The 22,246-nt window shown below is 45.9% G+C and carries 22 protein-coding genes; 6 read left to right on the plus strand and 16 right to left on the minus strand.

All coding sequences use genetic code 11. The features are described 5' to 3' along the window. Positions 1-305: 305 nt before the first annotated feature. The 5 genes from JBF11_RS07185 to JBF11_RS07205 all read right to left on the minus strand — a co-directional run bounded on the left by JBF11_RS07185 (position 306) and on the right by JBF11_RS07205 (position 4,729). Positions 306-689 carry a hypothetical protein gene (locus JBF11_RS07185; RefSeq protein ID WP_334314802.1) on the minus strand — a complete coding sequence of 128 codons (384 nt, stop codon included), beginning with the start codon at positions 687-689 and terminating at the stop codon, positions 306-308. A gap of 89 nt (positions 690-778) precedes the next feature. Continuing rightward, a complete protein-coding gene (locus tag JBF11_RS07190) occupies positions 779-1,243 on the minus strand; it encodes an ImmA/IrrE family metallo-endopeptidase (RefSeq protein ID WP_334314803.1) in 465 nt (154 codons plus the stop codon). A gap of 552 nt (positions 1,244-1,795) precedes the next feature. After that, positions 1,796-2,797, minus strand: a complete 1,002-nt coding sequence (locus JBF11_RS07195) for a TRAP transporter substrate-binding protein (RefSeq protein ID WP_334314804.1) — start codon at positions 2,795-2,797, stop codon at positions 1,796-1,798. Between the two features lie 94 nt (positions 2,798-2,891). Further along, on the minus strand, positions 2,892-4,184 hold the full coding sequence (locus JBF11_RS07200) for a TRAP transporter large permease (RefSeq protein ID WP_334314805.1): 1,293 nt from the start codon (positions 4,182-4,184) through the stop codon (positions 2,892-2,894). Then, complete coding sequence (locus tag JBF11_RS07205) at positions 4,178-4,729, minus strand: TRAP transporter small permease (protein WP_334314806.1); 552 nt, start codon at positions 4,727-4,729, stop codon at positions 4,178-4,180. Before JBF11_RS07205 ends, JBF11_RS07200 begins: the two co-directional genes overlap by 7 nt. A gap of 429 nt (positions 4,730-5,158) precedes the next feature. Here JBF11_RS07205 and rlmN point away from each other — a divergent pair, with 429 nt between their 5' ends. Genes rlmN through JBF11_RS07230 form a run of 5 tightly spaced genes read left to right on the plus strand, consistent with a single transcriptional unit; the run spans position 5,159 to position 10,380 of the window. Further along, positions 5,159-6,238 (plus strand): dual-specificity RNA methyltransferase RlmN, encoded by a 1,080-nt coding sequence (gene rlmN / locus JBF11_RS07210; RefSeq protein ID WP_334314807.1) that lies wholly within the window; start codon positions 5,159-5,161, stop codon positions 6,236-6,238. 2 nt (positions 6,239-6,240) lie between these two features. Continuing rightward, the gene (locus JBF11_RS07215; protein WP_334314808.1) at positions 6,241-6,696 is read left to right on the plus strand and encodes a C-GCAxxG-C-C family protein; all 456 of its coding nucleotides are present in this window, start codon (positions 6,241-6,243) and stop codon (positions 6,694-6,696) included. A 2-nt stretch (positions 6,697-6,698) separates the two neighbouring features. Next, complete coding sequence (locus JBF11_RS07220; RefSeq protein WP_334314809.1) at positions 6,699-8,009, plus strand: BPL-N domain-containing protein; 1,311 nt, start codon at positions 6,699-6,701, stop codon at positions 8,007-8,009. Between the two features lie 10 nt (positions 8,010-8,019). Then, entirely contained in the window at positions 8,020-9,030 is a 1,011-nt protein-coding gene (fmt, locus tag JBF11_RS07225) for a methionyl-tRNA formyltransferase (RefSeq protein WP_334314810.1), read from the plus strand. Positions 9,031-9,039: 9 nt separating this feature from the next. After that, positions 9,040-10,380, plus strand: a complete 1,341-nt coding sequence (locus tag JBF11_RS07230) for a transcription antitermination factor NusB (protein WP_334314811.1) — start codon at positions 9,040-9,042, stop codon at positions 10,378-10,380. A 483-nt stretch (positions 10,381-10,863) separates the two neighbouring features. On the opposite strand, the gene JBF11_RS07235 is transcribed toward JBF11_RS07230, so the two are convergent. From JBF11_RS07235 to JBF11_RS07285, 11 genes are all read right to left on the minus strand, one after another. Next, entirely contained in the window at positions 10,864-11,853 is a 990-nt protein-coding gene (locus JBF11_RS07235) for a shikimate dehydrogenase (protein ID WP_334314812.1), read from the minus strand. 39 nt (positions 11,854-11,892) lie between these two features. After that, positions 11,893-13,254 carry a Jag family protein gene (locus tag JBF11_RS07240; protein ID WP_334314813.1) on the minus strand — a complete coding sequence of 454 codons (1,362 nt, stop codon included), beginning with the start codon at positions 13,252-13,254 and terminating at the stop codon, positions 11,893-11,895. A 5-nt stretch (positions 13,255-13,259) separates the two neighbouring features. Then, the gene (gene yidC / locus JBF11_RS07245; RefSeq protein WP_334314814.1) at positions 13,260-14,870 is read right to left on the minus strand and encodes a membrane protein insertase YidC; all 1,611 of its coding nucleotides are present in this window, start codon (positions 14,868-14,870) and stop codon (positions 13,260-13,262) included. 7 nt (positions 14,871-14,877) lie between these two features. Then, complete coding sequence (gene yidD / locus JBF11_RS07250; RefSeq protein ID WP_334314815.1) at positions 14,878-15,183, minus strand: membrane protein insertion efficiency factor YidD; 306 nt, start codon at positions 15,181-15,183, stop codon at positions 14,878-14,880. Between the two features lie 24 nt (positions 15,184-15,207). Next, on the minus strand, positions 15,208-15,564 hold the full coding sequence (gene rnpA / locus JBF11_RS07255) for a ribonuclease P protein component (protein WP_334314816.1): 357 nt from the start codon (positions 15,562-15,564) through the stop codon (positions 15,208-15,210). Positions 15,565-15,675: 111 nt separating this feature from the next. Next, positions 15,676-15,810 carry a 50S ribosomal protein L34 gene (gene rpmH / locus JBF11_RS07260; RefSeq protein WP_334314817.1) on the minus strand — a complete coding sequence of 45 codons (135 nt, stop codon included), beginning with the start codon at positions 15,808-15,810 and terminating at the stop codon, positions 15,676-15,678. A 92-nt stretch (positions 15,811-15,902) separates the two neighbouring features. Further along, positions 15,903-16,802 carry a pyridoxamine kinase gene (locus tag JBF11_RS07265; RefSeq protein ID WP_334314818.1) on the minus strand — a complete coding sequence of 300 codons (900 nt, stop codon included), beginning with the start codon at positions 16,800-16,802 and terminating at the stop codon, positions 15,903-15,905. A gap of 176 nt (positions 16,803-16,978) precedes the next feature. Beyond that, a complete protein-coding gene (locus JBF11_RS07270; RefSeq protein WP_334314819.1) occupies positions 16,979-17,890 on the minus strand; it encodes a flagellin N-terminal helical domain-containing protein in 912 nt (303 codons plus the stop codon). Between the two features lie 289 nt (positions 17,891-18,179). Next, positions 18,180-19,091 (minus strand): flagellin N-terminal helical domain-containing protein, encoded by a 912-nt coding sequence (locus JBF11_RS07275; protein WP_334314820.1) that lies wholly within the window; start codon positions 19,089-19,091, stop codon positions 18,180-18,182. A gap of 219 nt (positions 19,092-19,310) precedes the next feature. After that, positions 19,311-20,213: a flagellin N-terminal helical domain-containing protein gene (locus JBF11_RS07280; protein WP_334314821.1), complete on the minus strand. Its 903-nt coding sequence runs from the start codon at positions 20,211-20,213 to the stop codon at positions 19,311-19,313. A gap of 24 nt (positions 20,214-20,237) precedes the next feature. Then, a complete protein-coding gene (locus tag JBF11_RS07285) occupies positions 20,238-21,140 on the minus strand; it encodes a flagellin N-terminal helical domain-containing protein (RefSeq protein ID WP_334314822.1) in 903 nt (300 codons plus the stop codon). A gap of 266 nt (positions 21,141-21,406) precedes the next feature. On the opposite strand from JBF11_RS07285, the gene panB reads away from it, so the two are divergent. Beyond that, entirely contained in the window at positions 21,407-22,237 is an 831-nt protein-coding gene (panB, locus tag JBF11_RS07290; protein ID WP_334314823.1) for a 3-methyl-2-oxobutanoate hydroxymethyltransferase, read from the plus strand. Positions 22,238-22,246: the final 9 nt, after the last annotated feature.

The raw sequence follows: 22,246 nt of genomic DNA on the forward strand, positions 1-22,246 counted from the left end.
CGGTTTTTTCCGCCTTTAAAAGACACAGTACCGACACCGTAAGAAGTTTTGAATGTGTCCGCCAAGAACATTTCATTTACAAAGTACGGCGAAAAAATAGAGCCTGTCAAAAAGAAAACTCCCCCCACAAGAGCAAATCTAACTCAGCAAAAACCCTAAAATGCCCAAATACAGGAAAAAGACAGTTTTGATAACGACACGAAAAAATGCTATGCAAAGCAGGCTATAACGGCATTGAGATGATAGGCTTGCGACATAATAGATAACAGTTCCTATAAAAAATAAAGGGAGTTCACACACTCCCTTTAATTTTTGTTTGTTGCCATATCTGCTATGGTTCGCGACAATACTGCAAGCGGATTGTTGCTTGCGGTATCATATTCTTCTTTTTCTTCTTTTGTTTTTTCTTTAAAAACATTTCTTATTAATGAACAGATAACTGTTAATGGGGCTAGACATAAAGCAAGAATAATCGCAATAAGATAAGGAACATCTTTTACTAATTTATAAAAAGGCTCTATATCATCTGTTCCAGAGTATAAGAACATCGCTAAGAATACAATAAAAAACAAGAATAAAATTAATGCAAAAAATAAAGAAATAAAAAAAAGGCATTTTTTATGAAAAAGTTTTAATTTAATTTCTTCTCTTTCCAAATCAATAGATTTTTCTTTCCATTCTTGCGGCACATCTTTGTAAGAAGCGGAAATTCGGCTTGCAAAATCGCTTTCTAAAACGTTTTATCCTGCTTTTTGTTTTGGTGGGGGTGTTATGTTTGTCATAATAAATACCCCAACCGTTTAAGACGTATTTCCAATGCCTGACTGGAAACAGAAAAAACTTCCGCCATTTCTTTCAGACCAATTTCCGTTTGTTTAATCATATAATTGATAGCTTCTATTGGCATAAGCAGTTCTGCCGCAAAAAGATTGGCTTCATATTCTTTTAGTTGAAAATTGGCTTGATTGTAACGAATTTTTGTTCTGGGACTTGAACCATGCCCTAAAACTGCGTGTCCTATTTCATGTGCAATAGTGAAACGCTGTTTATTAAGACTGTCATCCTCATTGATGAAAATCGTATGGCTGTCTGCATCAAAAGAACCGCTTAATTCCAAATCGGCTCCACCGTAAATAACATTCAAATCAAGCTTCTTAGCAATGGTGACAGGATTAACCGGCAAGGAACCATCCCAATATCGGAGCAAAATGTCTTTTGCCATTTCTTGCGGATTAAAACTCATAACATTTCCTCCTTTTTATGATTCATTTTCATTATAATTAATTATAATACACCACATTGTCAAGACAGCCCTACGTCAATTTTTGACGCAGGCTATTTGTTGTTTAAAGAATATTGGTTAAATACTATTTTTGTTTCATAGCATACAAATGGATTAATTTCAAAACCTTTCGGTTTCATATTAAATAAATTACTCGCAGAAACCACTGTTCAATCTTCTGCAATGCATTCAATGCGTTACATTTTCTTATCTTGCTGTATTTCACATAGTTATATAATTCTCTCATGCGATGCCAATCAAGCCCCTCTAATATTGGCTGGCTTTTAAATTTAAACACAACTAGAATATGTTTTATGAACAATTTCATTCCACACAGAATAACCATTGGCTGTCGTTCATACAGCACATCCTTTCCTTTAGTTTCATTGGAAGAGGATAATCCCATTCCTGACGATTTCCCGTCCGCCGGCTTTGCCGGTGATTTTTTATATTGAAGTGACAAAAAAAGGGCAGATTGCTCTGCCCTTCAATTATATCGGTAACCCTTATGGATTAGTTATTCCATTCAGGTTTGCCCATAGCTTTCAAGTATTCGTTGATAGCGTCTTTACCGCCAACAAATTCAGCCATTTCAGGCCATACTTTTTCGTAAGCAGCTTTTTGCCATTGATCTTCGTCTTCAAGATAAGAAACGACAAGACCTTGTTCGATAAGAGCTTGCTTAGCTTTTTCGCCGTCATTCTTTTGGTATGCCAATACTTGGTCTTGAGCGTACTTGCCTGCTTCAACCATAAGAGCTTGATCTTCGGCGCTCATTTTGCGGAATACGCGTTCGCTGATTACGAGAGGTTGGATTTGATAGGTATAGTGAACTTCTGTCAAGTATTTTTGGTTAGCTTCGTTGAATTTCATTGCTTGGAAACCGATGTAGCCATAGCATTGACCGTCAACAACGCCTTGTTGCAAAGCGGTGAAAGTTTCAGACCAGGAAATAGGGGTCGGGCTGCCGCCGAAAGCTTTGTAAGAAGCGATAAGAACAGCAGATTGAGGAACACGGAATTTCAAGCCTTGCATATCAGCCATTTTGGTGATTGGTTTGCGGCTGTTGGAAATATAACGGAAGTCCGTGTAAGTGAAGCAAAGAAGTCTGAAACCTGCGCTTGTAGCGTAGCTGTTCAAGAGTTCTGCTGGTTTTCCGGTTGTGCCGGCAACAACTTCGTCAAGATCTTTCCAAAGGTATGGAAGAGTCATAAGACCAAGTCTTTTTTCAAAAGGAACGAGGTTAGCGATACCGCCGACTGCAAAAGGAAGGGTTCCTTTTTGTACGTTACGGAAACATTCGGATTCGTCACCTAAAGCAGAGCCAAAGAAAACTTCAATTTTAATATTGCCATTGGATTTTTCTTCAACATATTTTTTGAATGCGTTAGCAGCGTAACCTTGTTCAGAATCTTCAGGATCACCGACTGCCATGTTGTAAGTTGCTGCGTTAGCCATTACAGGCATTGCGAGCATTGCAGCAACGGCCAAAGAAAGAAGGCTTTTCAATTTCATAGAATTCTCCTAATTTTAAGGTTTTGTAAACCATATTTTGACTCTTTCCATCCCGATGACGGAAAGGTGAATCAACTTGTAATTCTTCTATACACTATTCCACCAGACTTGGCAACCATAAGGAAAGCTGCGGAACCATGACGATGATGAAAATAGCGATAAGGTTGATGGCGACGAGCGGCAGCGCCTTGACGGAAATGGCTTCCAAACTTTCGTTTGAAATACCGGAAGCGACGAACATGTTCTCACCAAGAGGCGGTGTAGCAAAGCCGACTGCGCAGCAGCAAATCAGCACGATACCGAAATGGATAGGGTCAACGCCGAACGCTGTCATGAGCGGCAAGAGAACCGGCGTTACAAGCATGATGATGGCAAGCGTTTCCATGAACATTCCGAGGAACAAGAGGAACACGACCACCATAGCCCAGACCAGATAGACGTTGTCCGTGAAATTGAGCATCCATTCCGCAATATAGATAGGCAGACGGTAAGAGGTAAGCAGATAGCCGAAAGCGGTTGCCGTGAACACCAGAACAAGCACACGGCCCGTAAGCCATGAAGTTGTTTTCAAGGAGTTCATGAACGCTTTGAACGTCAGTTCCTTATGGATGAACACGCCGACAATCACCGTATACACAATGGCGACAACGGCTGCTTCCGTCGGTGTGAACGTACCGGCGTAAATACCGCCCAGAATGATGACCGGAGCCATGATGGACCAAAAGCCTTCTCTTGTCGCCTGCCTTAACGCGGCACGGGACCAGGCGAGCCCTTCGGTTTTAAGGTTACGGCAAAGGAAATAATGAGCGACACTCAAAGACAGGGCGATACAAAATCCGGGAACAATACCCGCCATGAACATTTTGGCGATACTTTGCTGTCCGGTGACGCCATAGATAACCATCGGGATACTTGGCGGAATGATGATACCGATACCGCCCGCCGTCGCCGTTGTCGCGGCGGCATACGCTTTATTGTAACCGCGGCAAGCCATGGCAGGAATCATGAGCATGCCGACAGCCGCCGTCGTGGCAGGTCCGGAACCGGAAATAGCCCCGAAGAACACGCATGCCAAAGCCGTTGAAATGGCAAGCCCGCCGGGGATAGGTCCGACGATGTTTTCCGCAATGTGCACGAGCCGTTTGGATATGCCCGCCGCCTCCATGAGCGCGCCAGCCAGCACGAAGCACGGCAGTGCCATAAGCGGGAAAGCGGTCAGGTTCGCAAAAGCTTTTTCAATCATTATGCTGATGTCAATGCCAAGCAGGAAGAAGCAAGACATTGTCGCAATACCGAGGGCAACCATGATGGGGCTGCCGATAAGCAAAAGAGCAAAAAATACTAAAAAAAGTATTGCTCCAATCATTCCTGGGGTCATTTCTAGCATTCTTCTTCCACCTCTTTAGAAAGCGCTTTCTTGCTTTCTTCCATAGCTTCTTGGTCGGGGTCGGCGATTTCAATATGCAAAATATATTTCATCACGTTCACCTGCACGATACGGATCGCCATAAGGGTAAAGCTCAATGGGAACACGAGGTATACATAGCCTAAATCCCAGTCGAGAGCAGGAGTGTAATAAGGAAATTCCCTCAAATCAAGCACGGCGAGCAAACCGTAATACGCCATGACAAGGGAAAAACCTATCCAAATCACGTCACCGACAAATAAGAACAGATTGGTCACCCATTGCGGCGCTTTCATAAATTGAACGGTCACACGGTTCAAAGCGCAAAGACGGGTTGCGTAGCAAGCCCCGAACAGAATGAACCAGATAAAGGCGTAGCGGGCAATTTCTTCAGTCCAGCTCAAAGACATATTGATTTGTCTGAGAACAATTTGCATAAAAACAACAAGGACAAAGAAAACGAGCAAAAATTGACACAAATAACTCTCAAAATGGTCAAAAAGTGCTTTTAAAGCGTTTTTAAGCATGAAACCTCCTCCAATGTATCAAAACTCAAGATGAGTTCAATGTTATGGCATATATTTCTTTCCTCATCTTCTTAACGTTCCGTATTTTCACTGCGGAACAACGCCAAAAACGAAATCCTCACTTTCGTTTCCGCCAAAGACTGGAAAGAACCATTCACGCCATGTCAAAAAAGAAAAACATATGCAACGTTGGCATATTTTTGACAATTCTTTTTGTATGTAGGATAATTTTAACTAATTGTTCTTTTTGTGTCAATCAATTTTTTTAAATAATTCTTAACAATTCCGCGCCGGCTTTTCCTCATCCCCTCCCCTCAAAGAAAGCCCCGACCGCTTCTTTTCGCCCGTTTTCCCGCCCAAACTTTAACTTTATTTTTTTTCTGAAAGGGACTATATATATGGGGCAATTTACAGACATCAAAGGCAAACATGAATACCAAGATCAACCTCAACTCCCTTGGCTACCAAGAACTTGAGAATTTCGTAACAAAAGAGCTGCTTTTACCCAAATACAGAACCGCACAGCTTTGGAACTGGATTTGGGCGAAAAACTGCACGGATTTTGAAAGCATGTCGGACATCGCCAAAAAAACAAGGGAACGCCTGCAGGAAAAAGCCTATTTATTTCGCCCTGCTATCGAAAAAGTCAGCAAAAGCAAGGACGGCACGACAAAATTCCTGCTCAGGCTTGAAGACGGAGAACTCATTGAAACCGTCCTTATTCCGAGCATAGCCAAGGACGGAAACGGACGCGTGACCCAATGCCTTTCCACGCAGGTGGGCTGCGCCATGGGCTGCACGTTTTGCAGCACGGGAAAGCTCGGCTTCACCCGCAATATGAGCATGGGGGAAATCTTGGGGCAAGTGCAGACAGCCCGCCATTATCTGGAAGACACGCACCCCGAACGCCCCATTATCAGAAATTTGGTCTTCATGGGCATGGGCGAACCCTTGCTTAATTTTGAAAATTTGATGAAAAGTCTGGAAACGCTGCACCATAAAAAGGGGCTCGCCTTTTCCGCCCGCCGCATCACCGTTTCCACATGCGGCATACAAAAAGGCTTGCGGGAACTGGGCGAGAGCAACCTCGCCTATTTGGCGGTATCCCTGCACACTCCCACGCAGGAAAAACGCGCCATGCTCATGCCCAAAGCCTCCAAGTGGCATTTGGAAGATCTGCTTTCCGCTCTTGAAAAATACACCTTGCACGCAAGGGAACGCATGACGTTGGAATATCTTGTCATCGGCGGCGTCAACGACACCGCGGAAGACGCGGGGGAACTTGTCAAAATCTGTTCGCGCCTCAAAGCGAAACTCAATCTCATCCCTTACAATGACACGCCAAACTCCCCTTATAAGGCTCCCAGCCCTGAAAATCTTCTGCAATTTGAAAAAAAACTTTGGGCAAAAAACATTACCGCCATTATCCGCAAAAGCAAAGGACAAGACATTGAAGCCGCATGCGGACAACTGCGCGCCGAATATGAAATTGCCAAAAATAAAGGATAGTTATGAACACACGTGCTGATTTTGCAAAAAACAAGAACGCGCAGGGCGTCAACTGCGCGCAGGCTATCGCCCTCGCTTATCAGGATTTGGTCTCTGTCGAACCGAAATATCTTTATCAAATGGCGGAAGGTTTCGGCGGCGGCATGGGACAAATGCAGCAAACGTGCGGGCTCTTGACCGGGCTTTATCTTATTGTCGGGCTTCTTTTCAGCGACGGCGATATGGAAAAAGGGCAAACGAAATCCGTTACGTATGAAAAAGTACGCTCCCTGCACCACGCCTTCAAACAGGAATTCGGCGCTGTCGACTGTCTTGAACTTCTGCACGGTGAAAAACCCGGCTCAAAAAAATGCCATGACAAATTTCCCCGCGCCTGCAAAATCTTCGAGGCGTTTCTCGCCCAAAACAACATGGAATTTCCCGAAAATCCAAGTTTTCTTCTCGATAAACGGAACTGACCATGCTTGCCGTTTTATGGGACGCTTCACCGCTTTGGGGACATCTGGCGCTCAACACCGTCATTCAGACGGGCTTGCCTTATGAAATTGTCACGGCTAAGGAATGCCAAGAAAATATTTTAAAGGAAAAAGCCTTTAACGTTCTTATCGTCCCCGGAGGAGCAGGAAAACAAAAAGCGAATCTGCTCGGGCAAAAAGGCATGGAAGCAGTCCGAAACTTCGTTGCGGAAGGCGGCGCGTATCTCGGTTTCTGCGGCGGCGCCGGACTCGCCCTTGAGGACGGCTTAGCCCTTTGCCCATGGGGACGGGACTTTTACGAAGGCAGGATCGAGCACAGGATTTCCGGGCACATTTACTGCGATATTTTTGCCGACAACCTTATTCCGCAAGACATGAAAAAAGCGAGCCTGCCCGTATGGTGGCCGGGACGTTTTCAAGAACCAGGCAAAGAAGAAATCGCCCGAACTCCCTCAAAAGGCGAAGTCCGGGTACTCGCCCGCTACCGTGAAATGGGAGAAGATTTTTACAGCCATGACCTGCCTGTTTGCTCATTGCCGCAAAATACCCTTGAAGATTGGGAAAATGTTTACGGCGTGCGCTTAAAACCCAAACTTTTGGACGGACAGCCCGCAATTATTGCAGGCAGCTATGGCAAAGGACAATATATTTTAAGTTACAGCCATTTGGAAACGGCGGATTCCAAAGATGCAAACCAAATTCTCGCCCACATGCTCAAATCCCTTCTGACGGGAACGGACGCGGGCAAGCTCACAGCCACCGGAACAGCCTTTGAAGTCAGAGGCGGGGGACTATGCAAAAACATTTTGAATACCGATGAGTTCTCGCCCCGGTGGATACAAACGGATTTTCAAACCACATGGCCGCTTTTGCGGGAACTTGACGGTCAACTGCAAAAAGTCTTTCAGCTCGGCGAAAATCTGCACCTCCTGTTTCGGCGCAATGATTGGCTTTATGGCTGGGACACCAATGTGCACGGCTCGCAGCTCAACGCCCTGCGCATCGCGCTCGCCCGCTCACTTGTCCTGCCTTCCACCGAAAAACGCGAGGAATACATCATAAAGCAAGGGCTGACCTTTGCCGAAAACATGCTCCTTTTCATCCATGGCACGGAAAATTGGTTTTTGGCAAGAAAACTCTGCAACAGCCTTGCGGAGAACGAGCGAATTTCCCCCGAACTTATGGAATCACAGCGCAAAGAGCTTTTCGGAATGCTCATGTACGGCGGAGGACGCTGCGGAGAGCTCATAGCATGGCTTGACACCTTTCTTTTACTCGGAAAACAAGAAAAATAAGGATATGGATATGCGTATCGTCTACATGGGAACACCTTTTTTCGCGGCGGAAATTTTAAAACGCCTGCATGCTGAAAACAAAGATGAAATCATTGCCGTGTACACCCAGCCCGACAAACTCGGAGGCAGGGGAAAAAACAAACTTATCGAGCCTGAGACGAAAATTCTCGCCAAAGAGCTGGGTATTCCCGTTTACCAGCCTGAAAAATTCAGAAATAATCCTGAAGCCGCCGCCAAGCTCAAAGCCTTGAATCCGGATATTTTGGTCATCGCCGCCTACGGCATGCTTTTGCCGCAGGAAGTTTTGGATATTCCCCAATTCGGAGCGTACAATGTCCACGCTTCCTTGCTTCCAAAATACCGCGGGGCCGCCCCGGTACAGCGCTGCCTCTTAAATGGCGATACGCTGACCGGAGTGACCATTATGCGCATGGAAGCAGGGCTCGATACCGGTCCGGCTCTTTTGCAGCAAGCCATTTCCATTGACGATACGGAAGAAAATCATCATAATTCCGGCACCCTGCTTATGGATATGGCCCGTTCCGGAGCGACGCTTCTGCTTGAAGCCCTGGACCTTATCCGAAACGGCGACATAACGCTGATCCGACAAAACGGGGAACTCGCCACCCACGCGGCAAAACTCACAAAACAAGAAGCGCAGACCGATTTTACAAAAACAAGTTTGGAAGTCCATAATCACGTGCGCTGTTTTTCCCCGAATCCGGGAGCGACGGCAAACCTTGTTTTGGAGGGAAAAGAACCTGTCGCCGTGCGCATTGAAGCGGGCTATCCTTTGGAGCGCACGGATTTTTCCCCGACTGAAGAACAAAAGCAAGCCCTCTGCGGCGAAATTGTCGGCATATATGAAAAATACATAGCCGTAAAATGCCGTGACAGTTTTTACGGCATACGCTCTTTGCGTTTGGCGGGCAAACCCAGCATTGACGCAAAATCCTTTCAAAACGGCTATTACCGCAATAATCCCCGCGCTTCTTTTGCCCTGCCGACAGAACGGAATTAAGGAAAAATCATGCTAAAGCTGCCGAACCTGCCAAAACTGCGGGAACTCGCTTTAGAATGCCTTTTGCAAAAAGCAGGAAACACGCCTTTTCCCGTGCTGTTGGAAAAGGCTTTCGCTCAAATTCCCGCACACGGGCATTCGAGCCAAGACAGGGCATGCCTCATGGCTCTTTGTTACGGGGTTTTGCGAAATGCGGGACTTCTCAAACAAATCTGTCTAAGTCACTGCAAAAAAAAGCCCGGTCCGGCAATGGAAACATGCCTCTGCCTCGCCCTGTTTGAAATTTTTTTCATGAATAAAAGCGAGTACGCCGTTGTCAATGAATATGCAAATCTCATCAAAAAGCGTGAAGGACAAAGCAAAGCCCATGCCGTCAATGCTATTTTGCGCACTATTTTAAAAAATAAAAATACGGCGGCAGAAAATCTTGCGCACTATCAGGAACAAATAAAAACAAAAATTCCCGATAATCGGATCCCCAATAAAAAGGCTTTGCGCAAACTGCACCAACTAGCCGATTTGTCAGAACTTTTTACAAATAATATTCATAAGAGCTTTTATCAGCTCCTTGCCGAAGAAAGTTTTTACGCCCCGATTCCGAGTTTTCGCCTCAATCCGCAAAAAAACGAATTGCCCCAACATGCCGAATTATTCAGCCAAAGCATAGTTTTTTTCCCAGAACAAAAAACTCAAGAACGCGCGCAGGAACAAATCCTGCCCCTCGCCAAACAGGGCATTCTTTCAAGACAAGGCGTTTCTTCCGCCCTTTTTGCGGAGAAAATCGCCGCTTTCATTCAGGAAAAAAATCTCGGCACAGCGCCGTTATGGGATATGTGCTGCGGACGCGGAGGAAAAAGCCTCGCCCTTTTGGAAAAAAATATCCGCGTCAGCATGGTCAGCGAACCGAACAGCGAACGCCTTGAAGCATTCAAAACCCAACTTTCACGCCTTGGTTTGCCCTCTCCGCAAATCATGGAAGGACTTGCCGAAAAAATGGCTCAAGACAGGAAATTTCCTCTTATCCTGCTTGACAGCCCCTGCTCCACATCAGGCACCATAGCCCGCAATCCTGAAGTAAAATACCGTATCAGCGAAGAAAGCCTTGCGGAAATTTCGCTCATTCAAGAAAAACTCCTGCGCCTCGCTTCTGAACATTTAGAAGACAAGGGCTGCCTTTTTTACTGCACGTGTTCCGTTTTTGAATGTGAAAACAAGGAACAGATAAAAAAACTCCTTGCCGAAGTTCCCGCCATGCACTGCCTGCACGAGGAATACCTCGTTCCCTCCCGATTAAACCCCGCGTTCAAAGGGCATGACATCCTCTATTTCGCCATTTTACAGAAAGAATAAGCCCCTCACAAACCAATGACTGCTGATTTGCGGCTTGGGACGTACAATAAAAAATCCAGCTTGCTTGAAAAACTATCAAAAAACATTAACGCATTAGCTCCGCAGGAAATCATAAGCATTTTCAGGAAGACAGCTTTTGTAAAAACTCTTTCCCCGTACCCTCTTAAAACTTTCATAATCATTTTTAACCATTCATAATGATATGGTATAAAAGTTAAAACGCTTTGAAAGGGGGCAAGGGGAAAACGTTTGGAAAAGTTTTCTCCTTGAAAAAAAATTCTTAATGTTAAATAAAAATGCTTCAAAAGCACATAAAAACAAACCTGTTATGAGCAATGTTTAACGGGTTGAATAGTTTTATCTGTTGAAGCGGAAAGAATAATTCTCCCCCAAAAAAGCAAGAGGAAAACGATACCGAAGTACCGCGGACGGTATCCGAAAATATTCTAGGGGAGAAACGAAAAAGCACAGCCTGAAAAATTATTAAAAAATATCCTGATAGCACCGGATGGGAATTTCAAGTCCCGTCCAAAACTTAAACTGGGCTTTTGCCTGCTCAATGAACATGGTTTTGCCGTCTTGGCAAAACACGCCGTATTCCTGTGCTTTTTCCAAAAACGGCGTTTGCTTGTAGGTTAAATCATAAGCAAAACGAACACCCGTAAAATCCGCGCGGGGGCTTACCGCCTCGGCTCCCCACTGCGGGATGGTGTTCACCGCCAAATCACAGGCAAATTCTTCATGCCGCAGCGGAATGAACCGCAGTTCCGCCTTTGTGTTCAAACCATATTCCCGCATGAGATCACCATGTGCTTTAAAATGGCTGATAAGCTCCTGCGCCTGTTCTTCACGCCTTGCGCAAAGATAAACGGTTTGCAGCTCCCGCATATGCAAAAGAGCGGTCAAAACCGCGCAAGCCGCCCCGCCGGCACCATAAACCAAAACGGAATGAAAAGGGGGATTATTGTGAAAATAAGCTTCCAAGGGAGCGAAAAAACCTGCTATATCCGTGTTTTCCGCAACCAATTCGCCTTTATCCCAATAAAGCGTATTCGCAGCGCCGGCAAGCCGCGCTTTATACCCAATCCTGTCCGCAGCCTGCAAGACCGCCTTTTTATGAGGAATGGTGACGGAAAGCCCTTGCAGCGGAAAAGAAAAATCCTGTCCGGCATAAGGAACGAGTTTCAAATTTTTCTGATATAAACCGCCTTGGCAGCCAAGATAGGAATAGGGAATAAATCCGCCCTCCTGAAACAACGGAACATCATGCGCCCGTGAAACGTCCCGAGCGTGCGAAACCGTATTCCCCGTTTGGTTTCCCGCGTGAAAATACTGCATAAAAGCGGAAAAATCCTCCACTTCATACGCAAAATAGCGCGCCTCGATTTGATAAAAATCAAAAGCGCGCTGATGTATCAAAGGACTGAGACTGTGAAGTACCGGATTTCCGATAACCGCATATTGTTTTTTCATGTGCTTCACAGCCTCTTCTTATTCTTCGCTTCTTGCTTCCTAGTCCAATTCTTTCTCGTCAGCCATAAAGACATCATCTTCAAACCGGTCTTGATCGGCGGTCAATTCCTCGGGAACTTCATTGTAATCGCTGCGTTTTTTCATTATGATCACACGCTTGAGCACTCCGTCCCCGACGCTTCTTGTCTGCACATCGGGTTCGTCCTGTAAAGCAAGGTGAATGACGCGGCGCTGATAAGCGCTCATGGGGCGCGTTGATTGGGAGCGTCCTGTTTTGCGAAGCCTGTCCGCAAGCATTAACGCCAAAGACTGCATACGGTCATCTTGGCGTTGGTGGTAATCGCCGGTATCAAGCTGAATGCGGACCTGCACCTGCATTTTCGTCGTGATGATGCGGGCGGCAAGATATTGCACGGCAGCCAAATGCTGTCCCTCACGCCCGATAAGAAGTCCGGAATCTTCGCTTTCGACTTTCACGAGAACGCGGTTTTCTTCAACGTTCACCTCAAGAGCGGTAATTTCCCCCACAATGGGACGGACAAGAGCGGTAACGGTTTCCCGCACCGTTTGCTTCAATTTTTCCTGGTCCAACTCAAGCAAATTGATACGCGGCAGCTGCACGCTTTCGTAATCCGCGCTGTTTTCAATAGTTGAATAGGCATGGTTTTGCGGACGTTTTGGCTGATAATAACGGGATTTGCGGTCTGTTTTATCATATTTCTCATACTTGTCATAACGGGGGCGGTCCGTTTTTTCAAAGCGGCCGCTTTTTTCCTGACGATCATACTTGGCATATTTGCCGCCGCGCTCATACGCATTATCGCGCTGTTCATAACGTCCGTGATTATTATGCGGATATCGGGAAAAACGGGAGTTCGCCCTTTGGTAACGGCCGTTTCTGTTTTCATATTGTCCGCTGGCGATAATTTCCGCTTCCGTCATGTTGCCGAGCAAATTCGCCTTTTGCATGGCTTCCCTGTCCATAGCTTCAAGCTGGTATTCATCAAGCTCTTCTTCACCATGAGCGGCGTTTTCCGCCTGAATTTTGGCAAGGAAACGTTTTTGGCTTTCGCCCTCTTCCTCGTCTTCGGCAAAAACCTGTTTTTCGGCTCGGGGTTTCTTATATTCCGTTTTTTCCTGTGCCGGACGGTTTTTGGCTTTTGTATTGCGATTATACGGTTTTTGTTTTTTACCCTCGTCACCGGGCATATTGAAATCGGACAAAGAAGCGAGCCTTGCGCGGATTTTGGCTTTTCTTGCTCCTATAATGCCGAAAACACCCATTTTTGCGTCTTCGACAATCTCGATTTCAAGCTTTTCCCGCTCCGTACCGAAAAAGGCGCATGCATCCTGTATCGCTTGATCTATGTTTTTTGATTGAAACTCTTTAAAATTACTCATTATGATTACCTCACTTTACGCAAAGTCCACCATTGCTGTCCAATGGAAAGAACGTTGTTTGCAAGCCAATAAACAACCAAACCCGCGGGGAAATTCAAAAACATGAACGTGAATATTACCGGCATGAGCATCATTACCTTGCGCTGTGTCGGGTCGCCCACGGCGGGGGAAAGCCATTGCTGCAAAAACATGGTAGCACCCATGACAAGAGGCGTGATATAAAGAGGATCTTTCACAGAAAGGTCGGCAAGCCAGATAATATCGGTAAAAGGCAGATAGGTGATAAATTCCGCATGCCTTAAATTTTCAGAATTGAGAAGGGCGTTGTATAAAGCGATAAATACGGGCAGCTGGACCAAAATAGGCAGACAGCCGCTCATCGGGTTGATATTGTAAGTGCGGTATAACTGCATCATTTCCTGTGAAAGGGCTTCTCTGTCGCTGCCGTATTTTTTCTTCAAATCTTCCATGAGAGGAGCGATTTTTTTCATTTGCTCCATGGATTTGTAACTCTTTTTCGTAAGAGGCCAAAAAAGAATTTTAATAAAGATAGTCAGAAGAATGATGGCGATACCCCAGTTGCCTACGAAAGATTGGAAAAAGTTCAAAAGCCAAAGCAGCGGTTTCGCCAAGATGCCGAAGATGCCGTAATGAATGGTCTTTTTGAGCTCATTCGGCGCGTTGTCCAATAATTTTGCATCTTTCGGACCTATCCACCAGCTCAGCTCGGAACTTACGGGAAGCCCCGCATTCACGGTAAGAGGCTGTTCTTCATAGGCGACACGCCAAACATCATTTTGTATGCGGGCTTTAACCAAACCGTTTTTGCTTTGCGGCACAACCGCGCTCAAAAAATAGTTGTTGCTGAGCCCTGCGAAAAACAAAGCCCCGTCCTCGACCATTCCTTCTTCCGTAAGTTTGCTTACGTCGCTTTCGGTTTCATAGCTGCCTTCGCTGTCCCACACAACCTGCATGGGGTTGTAGGTGGAAGAACTGGAATATTCGGAACCAGCCAAGGTATAGCCCACGCGCACGATGAAAGCTTTTCCCTCTTCCGCTCCATAAGTTATTTTTTCGCCGATAAGATACGTCGCCGCGTCAAACGTGAGTTCGCGCCTGATAATCAGACCATTGAGATTGCCCTCGAAAACAAGGGTTTTGGTATCGCCGTCTTCCAAAATGAGATTTTCGGCGCTGATTGTCCATGAACCGATGTTCCAGGAAGGCTGTCCGTTGATCAAAAGCCCCATGGGGGAAGCGGATTTCGCCGTTTTTCCTATCATATCCAAAAACGGGGAATGAGGGGAACTTGTTTCGGAAATATTATTTAAAACAAAAGACTCCAGCACACCGCCGGCGCTGTGAAAAACCGCCGTGTACAAAGGAGTCCTTACCACGATGTTCTTACCCTCGCCGGGAGCGAAAAAAGGAACCGTTTCTTTTAAATCCGAAAACGCCGGGTCGGTAAGGTTTGCGGTTTGTTCCGCCTGCGTTTCAATCTGTTCTGTTTGTTCAGCCTGTTTGGGCACCCACCCCATATGCTCGGCGATGTACTGCCAGCCAACCAAAATGACGAAACATATGACAGTAGCAATGATAATCCGTTTATTTTCCATTTTTTTCCTACTTAACTGTAATTTTTGATACGATAAAACGCACTGTTTTTTTTAACACAAGTTTGCACGGCTCAATATTTTCAGGAACCGGGTCAAATCCCCCCTCACACCATGGATTGCAGCGGCAAATTCTTTTTATTCCGAGCCAAATTCCTCGGACAACACCATGCTTTTCAATCGCGAGAGCCGCATATTCGGAACAAGAGGGATAAAAACGACATCGTGCAGGATATAAAGGTGAAATACAATTCTGATAAATCCTGATCGGAAAAATAAAAATTTTCCTGATAAAAGCCCCCTTTTTATTAACCATAAACGAAAAATTCCTTTTTTCGTCCTATTCATCGGCATGCCGGCGCCGATTGAGCCTCTCTAAAAAAGGAAACAGATCCTTTTCCACATGGGCGAATTGCAGCACGTTCGCATCTATATGCTTTTTGGGAACAACAACAAATTCGCAAGGACAGATATCTTCAAAATGAAGCCGAAAAAATTCACGCAAAATACGCTTTATCCTATTCCTTTGAACCGCATTTCCGCTTTTTTTGCTTACAGCCAGCCCAATACGGACATGAGGCGCTTTTTTTACAAAAACAATGAAAAGCTTTGTAAAATGCTTTTCACCTTGCTGATAACAAGCTTGAAATTCCGATCTTTTCAATAATCGCTGATTTTTTTGCCAAACATGCGGCATAGTAAGCCTATTGGATTTTAAATAAGGAAAAGACCTATGAATAGGTCAGCCCGCTTCATAAGCAAAGGGCGGAGAAAACTCAGCCCTGCCCATAAATGAATAACCGTTTTCTTATGCGGAAAGAGTCTTGCGACCTTTAGCACGGCGACGATTGATAAGAGCACGGCCGCTTGCGGTTGCCATACGGGTACGGAAACCATGAGTACGCTTTCTGCTGATTTTACTTGGTTGATATGTTCTTTTCATACCATTCTCCTTAAAGGTTTTGAACTAAGATAAATAGCGGTTTAAAGAAATAACGTCAAGATTTTAATTAACTATTTTAAAAAATCGACCCCTTAAAAATCTTCAAAAAGGAATTTCTCATTTCGGGAAAGCAACGGCAAAACCTTTTCCAGCATTATTCCGTCAATATACGGAGTGCCATACCCATAGGTCGTAAGCATGGCTTCATAGACGAAGCGGGCGGAACGCGCCATAGCCATGGGCAAGGAATCTTTTTGGAGCAGCGCCCCTAAAAAGACGGAAGCGAACGTATCCCCCGTTCCCGGATACGCCGCGGGAATCTTGGGAGATTTTGTCTGCCAAAACCGTTTGCTTTCCGCGTCATAAGCGAACACGCGGATACTGTCCTCCTCGCAGGGAGCGGAAGTGATGATTACGGATTTATTTTTATTCTTCTTATCCCCCAAGGCGGAAAGCGCCTTTAAATATTCTTTCGCCTGCTTGAACGTGACTGTTTCTTCATAGGGCGTATCCAGCAAAAAACATACTTCCGTATAATTGGGGGTGATGATGTCCGCCTTGCCGGCGAGTCTGCGCATGCGCTGCACAAGTTCCTCCGTTTGGGTCGGGTACAGTTTTCCGTCATCGCCAAGCACGGGGTCGACAAGAAAAAGGCTGTTTTTTTTGCCGAGTTTCTGCATGAGTCTTTCCACAATATCCACCTGCTCGGGACTGCCCAAAAAACCGGAATAGACGGCGTCGAAATACAGTCCCAAATTTTCCCATTTCCCGACTATTTCCTGCATCTGCGCCGTCAAATCAAAAAAAGAAAAATCATCTATGCTTGCGGTTTGCGAAGACAAAACGGCAGTCGGCAAAGGGCAAACCTGCATACCCATGGAAGAAAGGACCGGAATAGCGACAGTCAAAGAAGCCCGTCCATAACCGGACAAATCATGCACAGCGGCGATACGGGGGATCGGCGTCCTGATATTTTTTACGCATTGTTTCATGGCAACCTCTCAAAAACAAGCTTTTCCGTCATAACGTATTCCAATTTCGCAGTCGGCTCATTTTCATACGCATATTTTTTTTGCAACAATGAAGAGAAAAAACCATGCTGTCAAGCACAAAAAAAGTCCCCAAAAAATTTTGAGGGACTTTTTTATCTATACCAACTCGCTTATTTTTATCGAATAAGGCTGAGAGCCATCTGAGGCAATTGGTTAGCTTGACCAAGCATACTGTTTGCGGCATTTGCCAATGTTTGGTTACGCACGAAGTTTGTCATTTCGGTTGCAACGTCAACGTCGGAAATACGTGATTCGGATGCCTGTAAGTTTTCAGCTTGAATGCTGAGGTTTGCTACCGTGTTTTCCAAACGGTTTTGCAGAGCGCCAAGGTGGGCACGGATATTATCCTTGGAAACGATAGCGTCTCTGATACCTTCAAGGGCCTTTTGAGCGCCTTCTTGGGTTGAAATACTGAATGCGGCTGAACCTTCCGCCGCGCTGTTGCCGACACCGAGAGCTGATGCAGTCGTACAGCCGATTCTGATGTAGTAGTAATCTTCGTCGGAATCGTTGCCTGAACCGAAGTGGACCTTGAGCGGACCGGTCGGAGTCAAACCGCTGCCGTCATGTTGCTCGCCGTCTGTCTTGGTTGGATCGCCGCTCAGGTTACCGTCAAGCAACTTAATGTTGTTGAAGTCGGTAGCCATGGAAATACGGGTGATTTCCGAAGCCATTTGTTGGTATTCCGAGTCGATGATCGCACGTTGGACAGAGTCGTACGTACCGGTTGCGGCTTGTTCCGCAAGTTCCTTCATACGGACGAGCTTTTCGTCGATGGTTTGCAAAGCGCCGTCAGCCGTCTGGATAAGGCTGATACCATCGTTGGCGTTACGGATACCTTGATGCAGGGCTGCAATGTCGGAACGCATGAGTTCGCGGATAGCAAGACCGGCTGCGTCGTCTGCGGCTGTTTCAACGCGAAGACCGGAAGAAAGCTTACGGGTTGAATCTGCAAGGTTGTTGTAGTGAATGTTCAGGTAGCGAGCTGTGTTTTCAGCCATCATGTTGTGGTTAATAACTAAAGACATAATATCCTCCATGATAATAGTCAGTTATGTTTTTTGGTTTGGACATCGCTTCCTGCGATGTTCGCCTCTGTTACCAAACTTAACGACAACACGAAATTTTATATTAGGGAAAAAATGAAAAAAATTTATTCTTTCCCTAAAAAAAAATTTAATTACTAATGAAAACAATAAATTACAGCACAAAAAATATTTTAAAAATTTCCCCGTCCTCAAAAAAACAAATAAAAAATTCTTTTTTTTTGAAGCCCCCAAAAAATGGGGGCTCAATATATTGTTAACAACCCGCCTCTTATCGGATAAGACTGAGAGCCATCTGCGGCAGGGAGTTAGCCTGTCCGAGCATACTGTTTGCGGCATTCGCCAATGTTTGGTTGCGCACGAAGTTTGTCATTTCGGTCGCAACGTCAACATCGGAAATACGGGATTCTGAAGCTTGCAGGTTTTCAGCTTGAATACTGAGGTTTGCGACGGTATTTTCCAAACGGTTCTGCAATGCGCCAAGGTGGGCGCGGATATTATCCTTGGAAACAATGGCGCTTGTTATTCCGTCAAGAGCCTTTTGCGCCCCCTCCTGAGTGGAAATGCTGAATGCCGCGGAACCTGCCGCCGCACTGTTGCCTACACCGAGGGAAGATGCCGTTGTGGAGCCGATTCTGATGTAATAATAATCTTCGTCGGAATCGTTGCCGGAACCGAAGTGGATCTTGAGAGGTCCGGTTGACTTCAAACCGCTGCCGTCATGAGCCTCTCCGTCCGTCTTTGTGGGGTCGGCGCTCAGGTTACCGTCAAGCAGCTTGATGTTGTTGAAGTCGGTAGCCATGGAAATACGGGTGATTTCCGAAGCCATTTGTTGGTATTCCGAGTCGATGATCGCACGCTGCACAGAATCGTACGTACCGGTTGCGGCTTGTTCCGCAAGTTCCTTCATGCGGATAAGCTTTTCGTCGATGGTTTGCAAAGCGCCGTCAGCCGTCTGGATAAGACTGATACCGTCATTGGCGTTTCGCACGCCCTGCTGCAATGCCGCAATATCGGCACGCATAAGTTCACGGACCGCAAGACCTGCAGCGTCATCCGCAGCTTGTTCGACACGAAGTCCGGAAGAAAGCTTACGGGTGGAATCCGCCAAGTTATTATAATGGATGTTTAAGTAGCGGGCTGTATTGTCAGCCATCATGTTATGATTGATTACTAAAGACATACTATCCTCCGTGATAATTGTCTATTCTATGCTTTTACCGGCATATCGCGTCCTGCGATATTTGCCTTCGGCTCAAGGCGGTATTTATAACGACACCGTGTGTTTCGCCTTGCCGCCATATACCTTTTTATCGAATCAATAAAAATTCATTGGGATAATTGTTTCATTTTCCTGAGGAAGTCTGAAAAACTTCCTCAGGAAAACCAGTAAAAACAAAGGTTACAATAAACTTAACGCCATCTGCGGAATGTTATTGGCTTGTCCGAGCATGGAAATTGCCGTATTTGCCAATACCTGGTTTCGCACAAATTTTGTCATTTCCGTTGCAACATCGACATCAGAAATACGTGATTCCGATGCCTGCAAGTTTTCAGCCTGTATGCTGAGGTTGGAAACAGTGGCTTCCAGACGGTTTTGCATTGAGCCAAGATACGCGCGGATATTGTCTTTTGAGACGATTGCGTTATTAATCGCCGCAAGAGCTTTTCCCGCCGCCTCTTGGGTTGAAATGGAATACCCGTCCGATCCTGCCGCGGCGCCGCTGCCGACTCCGAGAGAAGACGCTGTCGCGCTTTTGATTTCGACATAATAATAGTCTTCGTCAGAATCATTGCCGGTACCGAAGTGAATTTTAAGCTTGCCTTTCGAGTTCAGTCCGCTGCCGTCATGCCCGTTGGCAGCAGTGGGCAAAGCGCTTAAGCTGCCGTCCAGCAATTTGATATTGCTGAACTTCGTTGCATTGGCGATACGGGTGATTTCCGAAGCCATGGATTGATATTCGGAATCAATAATGGCCCTTTGCACGGAATCGTACGTACCGGTTGCGGCTTGTTCCGCAAGCTCTTTCATACGGATAAGCTTCTCATCAATGGTCTGCAATGCGCCGTCAGCGGTTTGTATCAATGAAATAGCATCATTGGCATTTCGCACGCCCTGCTGCAGTGCCGCAATATCGGCACGCATGAGTTCGCGAACCGCAAGACCTGCCGCGTCATCCGCCGCTCTCTCGATACGAAGACCGGAAGACAATTTCCGGGTTGAATCGGAAAGCGCACTGTAATGCGAATTCAGGTTTCTGGAAACCGTATTAGCCATTGTATTCGTATTTATGACAAGTGACATAACTCCTCCATTCGATTTGAATGGTTATAACAAGCTCAACGCCATCTGCGGAATATTGTTGGCTTGTCCGAGCATTGACACCGCCGTATTGGCTAACACCTGGTTACGGACAAACTTGGTCATTTCGCTTGCGACATCGACATCAGAAATACGTGATTCGGAAGACTGCAAGTTTTCAGCCTGTATGCTCAAGTTTGAAACCGTTGCTTCCAGACGGTTTTGCATGGAACCAAGATACGCACGGATATTGTCTTTTGAAACAATCGCGTTATTGATTGCGGAAAGAGCTTTCTGTGCCGCTTCTTGGGTTGAAATGGCATAACCGTCCGATCCTGCCGCGGCACCGCTGCCGACACCGAGAGAAGAAGCTGTCGCGCTCTTGATCTCGATGTAATAATAATCTTCGTCAGAATCGTTACCTGTACCGAAGTGGATCTTCAGCTTACCTTTCGAACTCAATCCACTGCCGTCGTGTCCGTCAGCATCGCCCGCAAGGGCGCTCAAATTACCGTCAAGCAATTTGATATTGCTGAATTTTGTTGCATTCGCTATACGGGTTATTTCCGAAGCCATTGCCTGATACTCGGAGTCAATGATCGCACGCTGGACAGAGTCGTACGTGCCTGTTGCGGCTTGTTCTGCAAGTTCTTTCATACGAATAAGTTTTTCGTCGATAGTTTGCAAAGCACCGTCAGCTGTCTGAATCAATGAAATAGCATCATTGGCATTACGCACACCTTGCTGCAGCGCGGCAATATCCGCACGCATAAGTTCGCGGACCGCAAGCCCTGCGGCGTCATCCGCCGCTCTTTCAACGCGAAGTCCGGAAGACAGTTTGCGTGTGGAGTCGGAAAGAGCGCTGTAATGCGTGTTCAAGTTTCGAGAAACCGTATTAGCCATTGTATTCGTATTAATGACTAGCGACATAATTTCCTCCTTGAAACATGTCTATTAGAAGTGTTCTATACGCCTATACCTCCAATAATTATTTTTTGGCGCTACCTCTATTAACGACTGAAACCGAAATTCCATTAGGCAAATTTTTCCCGGTTAATGAAAATAGCGGCAAAAATTGCCTGGTTTCTGATTGACCGGTTCTTGCAAAACCGGTTTCAATATTCTGTTTGCACTTTAAATTTTTTTTCGCTATGGTCTGTTCATGTTCACATAAACCCATAAAAAAGAGTATGAATATGAGCAAAAAAACTATCCTCAATATTAAAGAATGCAAAAATACAAAAAAACTGACCATGATTACCGCCTATGACGCTACCAGCGCCAAAATTGCGGAAAAAGCCGGTATCGACATGATTTTGGTCGGAGATTCCCTGGGCATGACCATGCAAGGCAATGACGACACCAACGGAGTCACCCTCGGCGATATGATTTATCACACGAAAATCGTGAGCAAAAATGCTCCGAACACGTTCATTGTGGCGGACATGCCTTTTATGAGCTATGAAATAAGCGTCAGCCAAGCCCTTGAAAGCGCCGCTGAAATTTTTAGAAAAACAGGAGCGAGAGCCGTGAAGCTCGAAGGGGGCGAAACCATGCTCCCGCAAATAAAAGCCCTTACCGATGCGGGCATTCCCGTTATGGGGCATCTGGGGCTGACACCGCAGCGCGCCGCCATGCTCGGCGGTTTCAAAGCCCAGGCACGCACGGCAAAAGGCGCTGAAAAATTGCTTGAGGAAGCCCTCATGCTTGAAGAAGCCGGCTGTTTCGCCGTTGTGCTTGAAGCCGTACCGTACAAAATTGCCGAAATCATCACCAAAAAGCTTTCCATACCAACCATAAGCTGCGGTGCGGGCAAATACTGCGACGGACAAGTGCTTGTCTTCCATGACATGCTCGGACTTTCCGATATTGCGCCGCGTTTTGTGAAAAAATATGCCGATCTTGGCGAACAGGCTGTGCAGGCTGTGCAAAGCTATATCAGGGAAGTGGAACAAGGCGAATTTCCGGCTTTGGAACATTCCTTTAATATTTCCGATGAGGAATGGGAAAAATTTTCCCATAAATAAAACATGTTC

It is taken from the genome of Taurinivorans muris, assembly GCF_025232395.1.
GTDB lineage: Bacteria > Desulfobacterota > Desulfovibrionia > Desulfovibrionales > Desulfovibrionaceae > Taurinivorans > Taurinivorans muris.

Bases quoted from the DNA above. Each gene is read 5' to 3' on its own strand.
- JBF11_RS07190 (WP_334314803.1), bottom strand. From the start codon at position 1,243: ATGAGTTTTAATCCGCAAGAAATGGCAAAAGACATTTTGCTCCGATAT.
- JBF11_RS07195 (WP_334314804.1), bottom strand. From the start codon at position 2,797: ATGAAATTGAAAAGCCTTCTTTCTTTGGCCGTTGCTGCAATGCTCGCA.
- JBF11_RS07200 (WP_334314805.1), bottom strand. From the start codon at position 4,184: ATGCTAGAAATGACCCCAGGAATGATTGGAGCAATACTTTTTTTAGTA.
- JBF11_RS07205 (WP_334314806.1), bottom strand. From the start codon at position 4,729: ATGCTTAAAAACGCTTTAAAAGCACTTTTTGACCATTTTGAGAGTTAT.
- rlmN (WP_334314807.1), top strand. From the start codon at position 5,159: ATGAATACCAAGATCAACCTCAACTCCCTTGGCTACCAAGAACTTGAG.
- JBF11_RS07215 (WP_334314808.1), top strand. From the start codon at position 6,241: ATGAACACACGTGCTGATTTTGCAAAAAACAAGAACGCGCAGGGCGTC.
- JBF11_RS07220 (WP_334314809.1), top strand. From the start codon at position 6,699: ATGCTTGCCGTTTTATGGGACGCTTCACCGCTTTGGGGACATCTGGCG.
- fmt (WP_334314810.1), top strand. From the start codon at position 8,020: ATGCGTATCGTCTACATGGGAACACCTTTTTTCGCGGCGGAAATTTTA.
- JBF11_RS07230 (WP_334314811.1), top strand. From the start codon at position 9,040: ATGCTAAAGCTGCCGAACCTGCCAAAACTGCGGGAACTCGCTTTAGAA.
- JBF11_RS07235 (WP_334314812.1), bottom strand. From the start codon at position 11,853: ATGAAAAAACAATATGCGGTTATCGGAAATCCGGTACTTCACAGTCTC.
- JBF11_RS07240 (WP_334314813.1), bottom strand. From the start codon at position 13,254: ATGAGTAATTTTAAAGAGTTTCAATCAAAAAACATAGATCAAGCGATA.
- yidC (WP_334314814.1), bottom strand. From the start codon at position 14,870: ATGGAAAATAAACGGATTATCATTGCTACTGTCATATGTTTCGTCATT.
- yidD (WP_334314815.1), bottom strand. From the start codon at position 15,183: ATGGTTAATAAAAAGGGGGCTTTTATCAGGAAAATTTTTATTTTTCCG.
- rnpA (WP_334314816.1), bottom strand. From the start codon at position 15,564: ATGCCGCATGTTTGGCAAAAAAATCAGCGATTATTGAAAAGATCGGAA.
- rpmH (WP_334314817.1), bottom strand. From the start codon at position 15,810: ATGAAAAGAACATATCAACCAAGTAAAATCAGCAGAAAGCGTACTCAT.
- JBF11_RS07265 (WP_334314818.1), bottom strand. From the start codon at position 16,802: ATGAAACAATGCGTAAAAAATATCAGGACGCCGATCCCCCGTATCGCC.
- JBF11_RS07270 (WP_334314819.1), bottom strand. From the start codon at position 17,890: ATGTCTTTAGTTATTAACCACAACATGATGGCTGAAAACACAGCTCGC.
- JBF11_RS07275 (WP_334314820.1), bottom strand. From the start codon at position 19,091: ATGTCTTTAGTAATCAATCATAACATGATGGCTGACAATACAGCCCGC.
- JBF11_RS07280 (WP_334314821.1), bottom strand. From the start codon at position 20,213: ATGTCACTTGTCATAAATACGAATACAATGGCTAATACGGTTTCCAGA.
- JBF11_RS07285 (WP_334314822.1), bottom strand. From the start codon at position 21,140: ATGTCGCTAGTCATTAATACGAATACAATGGCTAATACGGTTTCTCGA.
- panB (WP_334314823.1), top strand. From the start codon at position 21,407: ATGAGCAAAAAAACTATCCTCAATATTAAAGAATGCAAAAATACAAAA.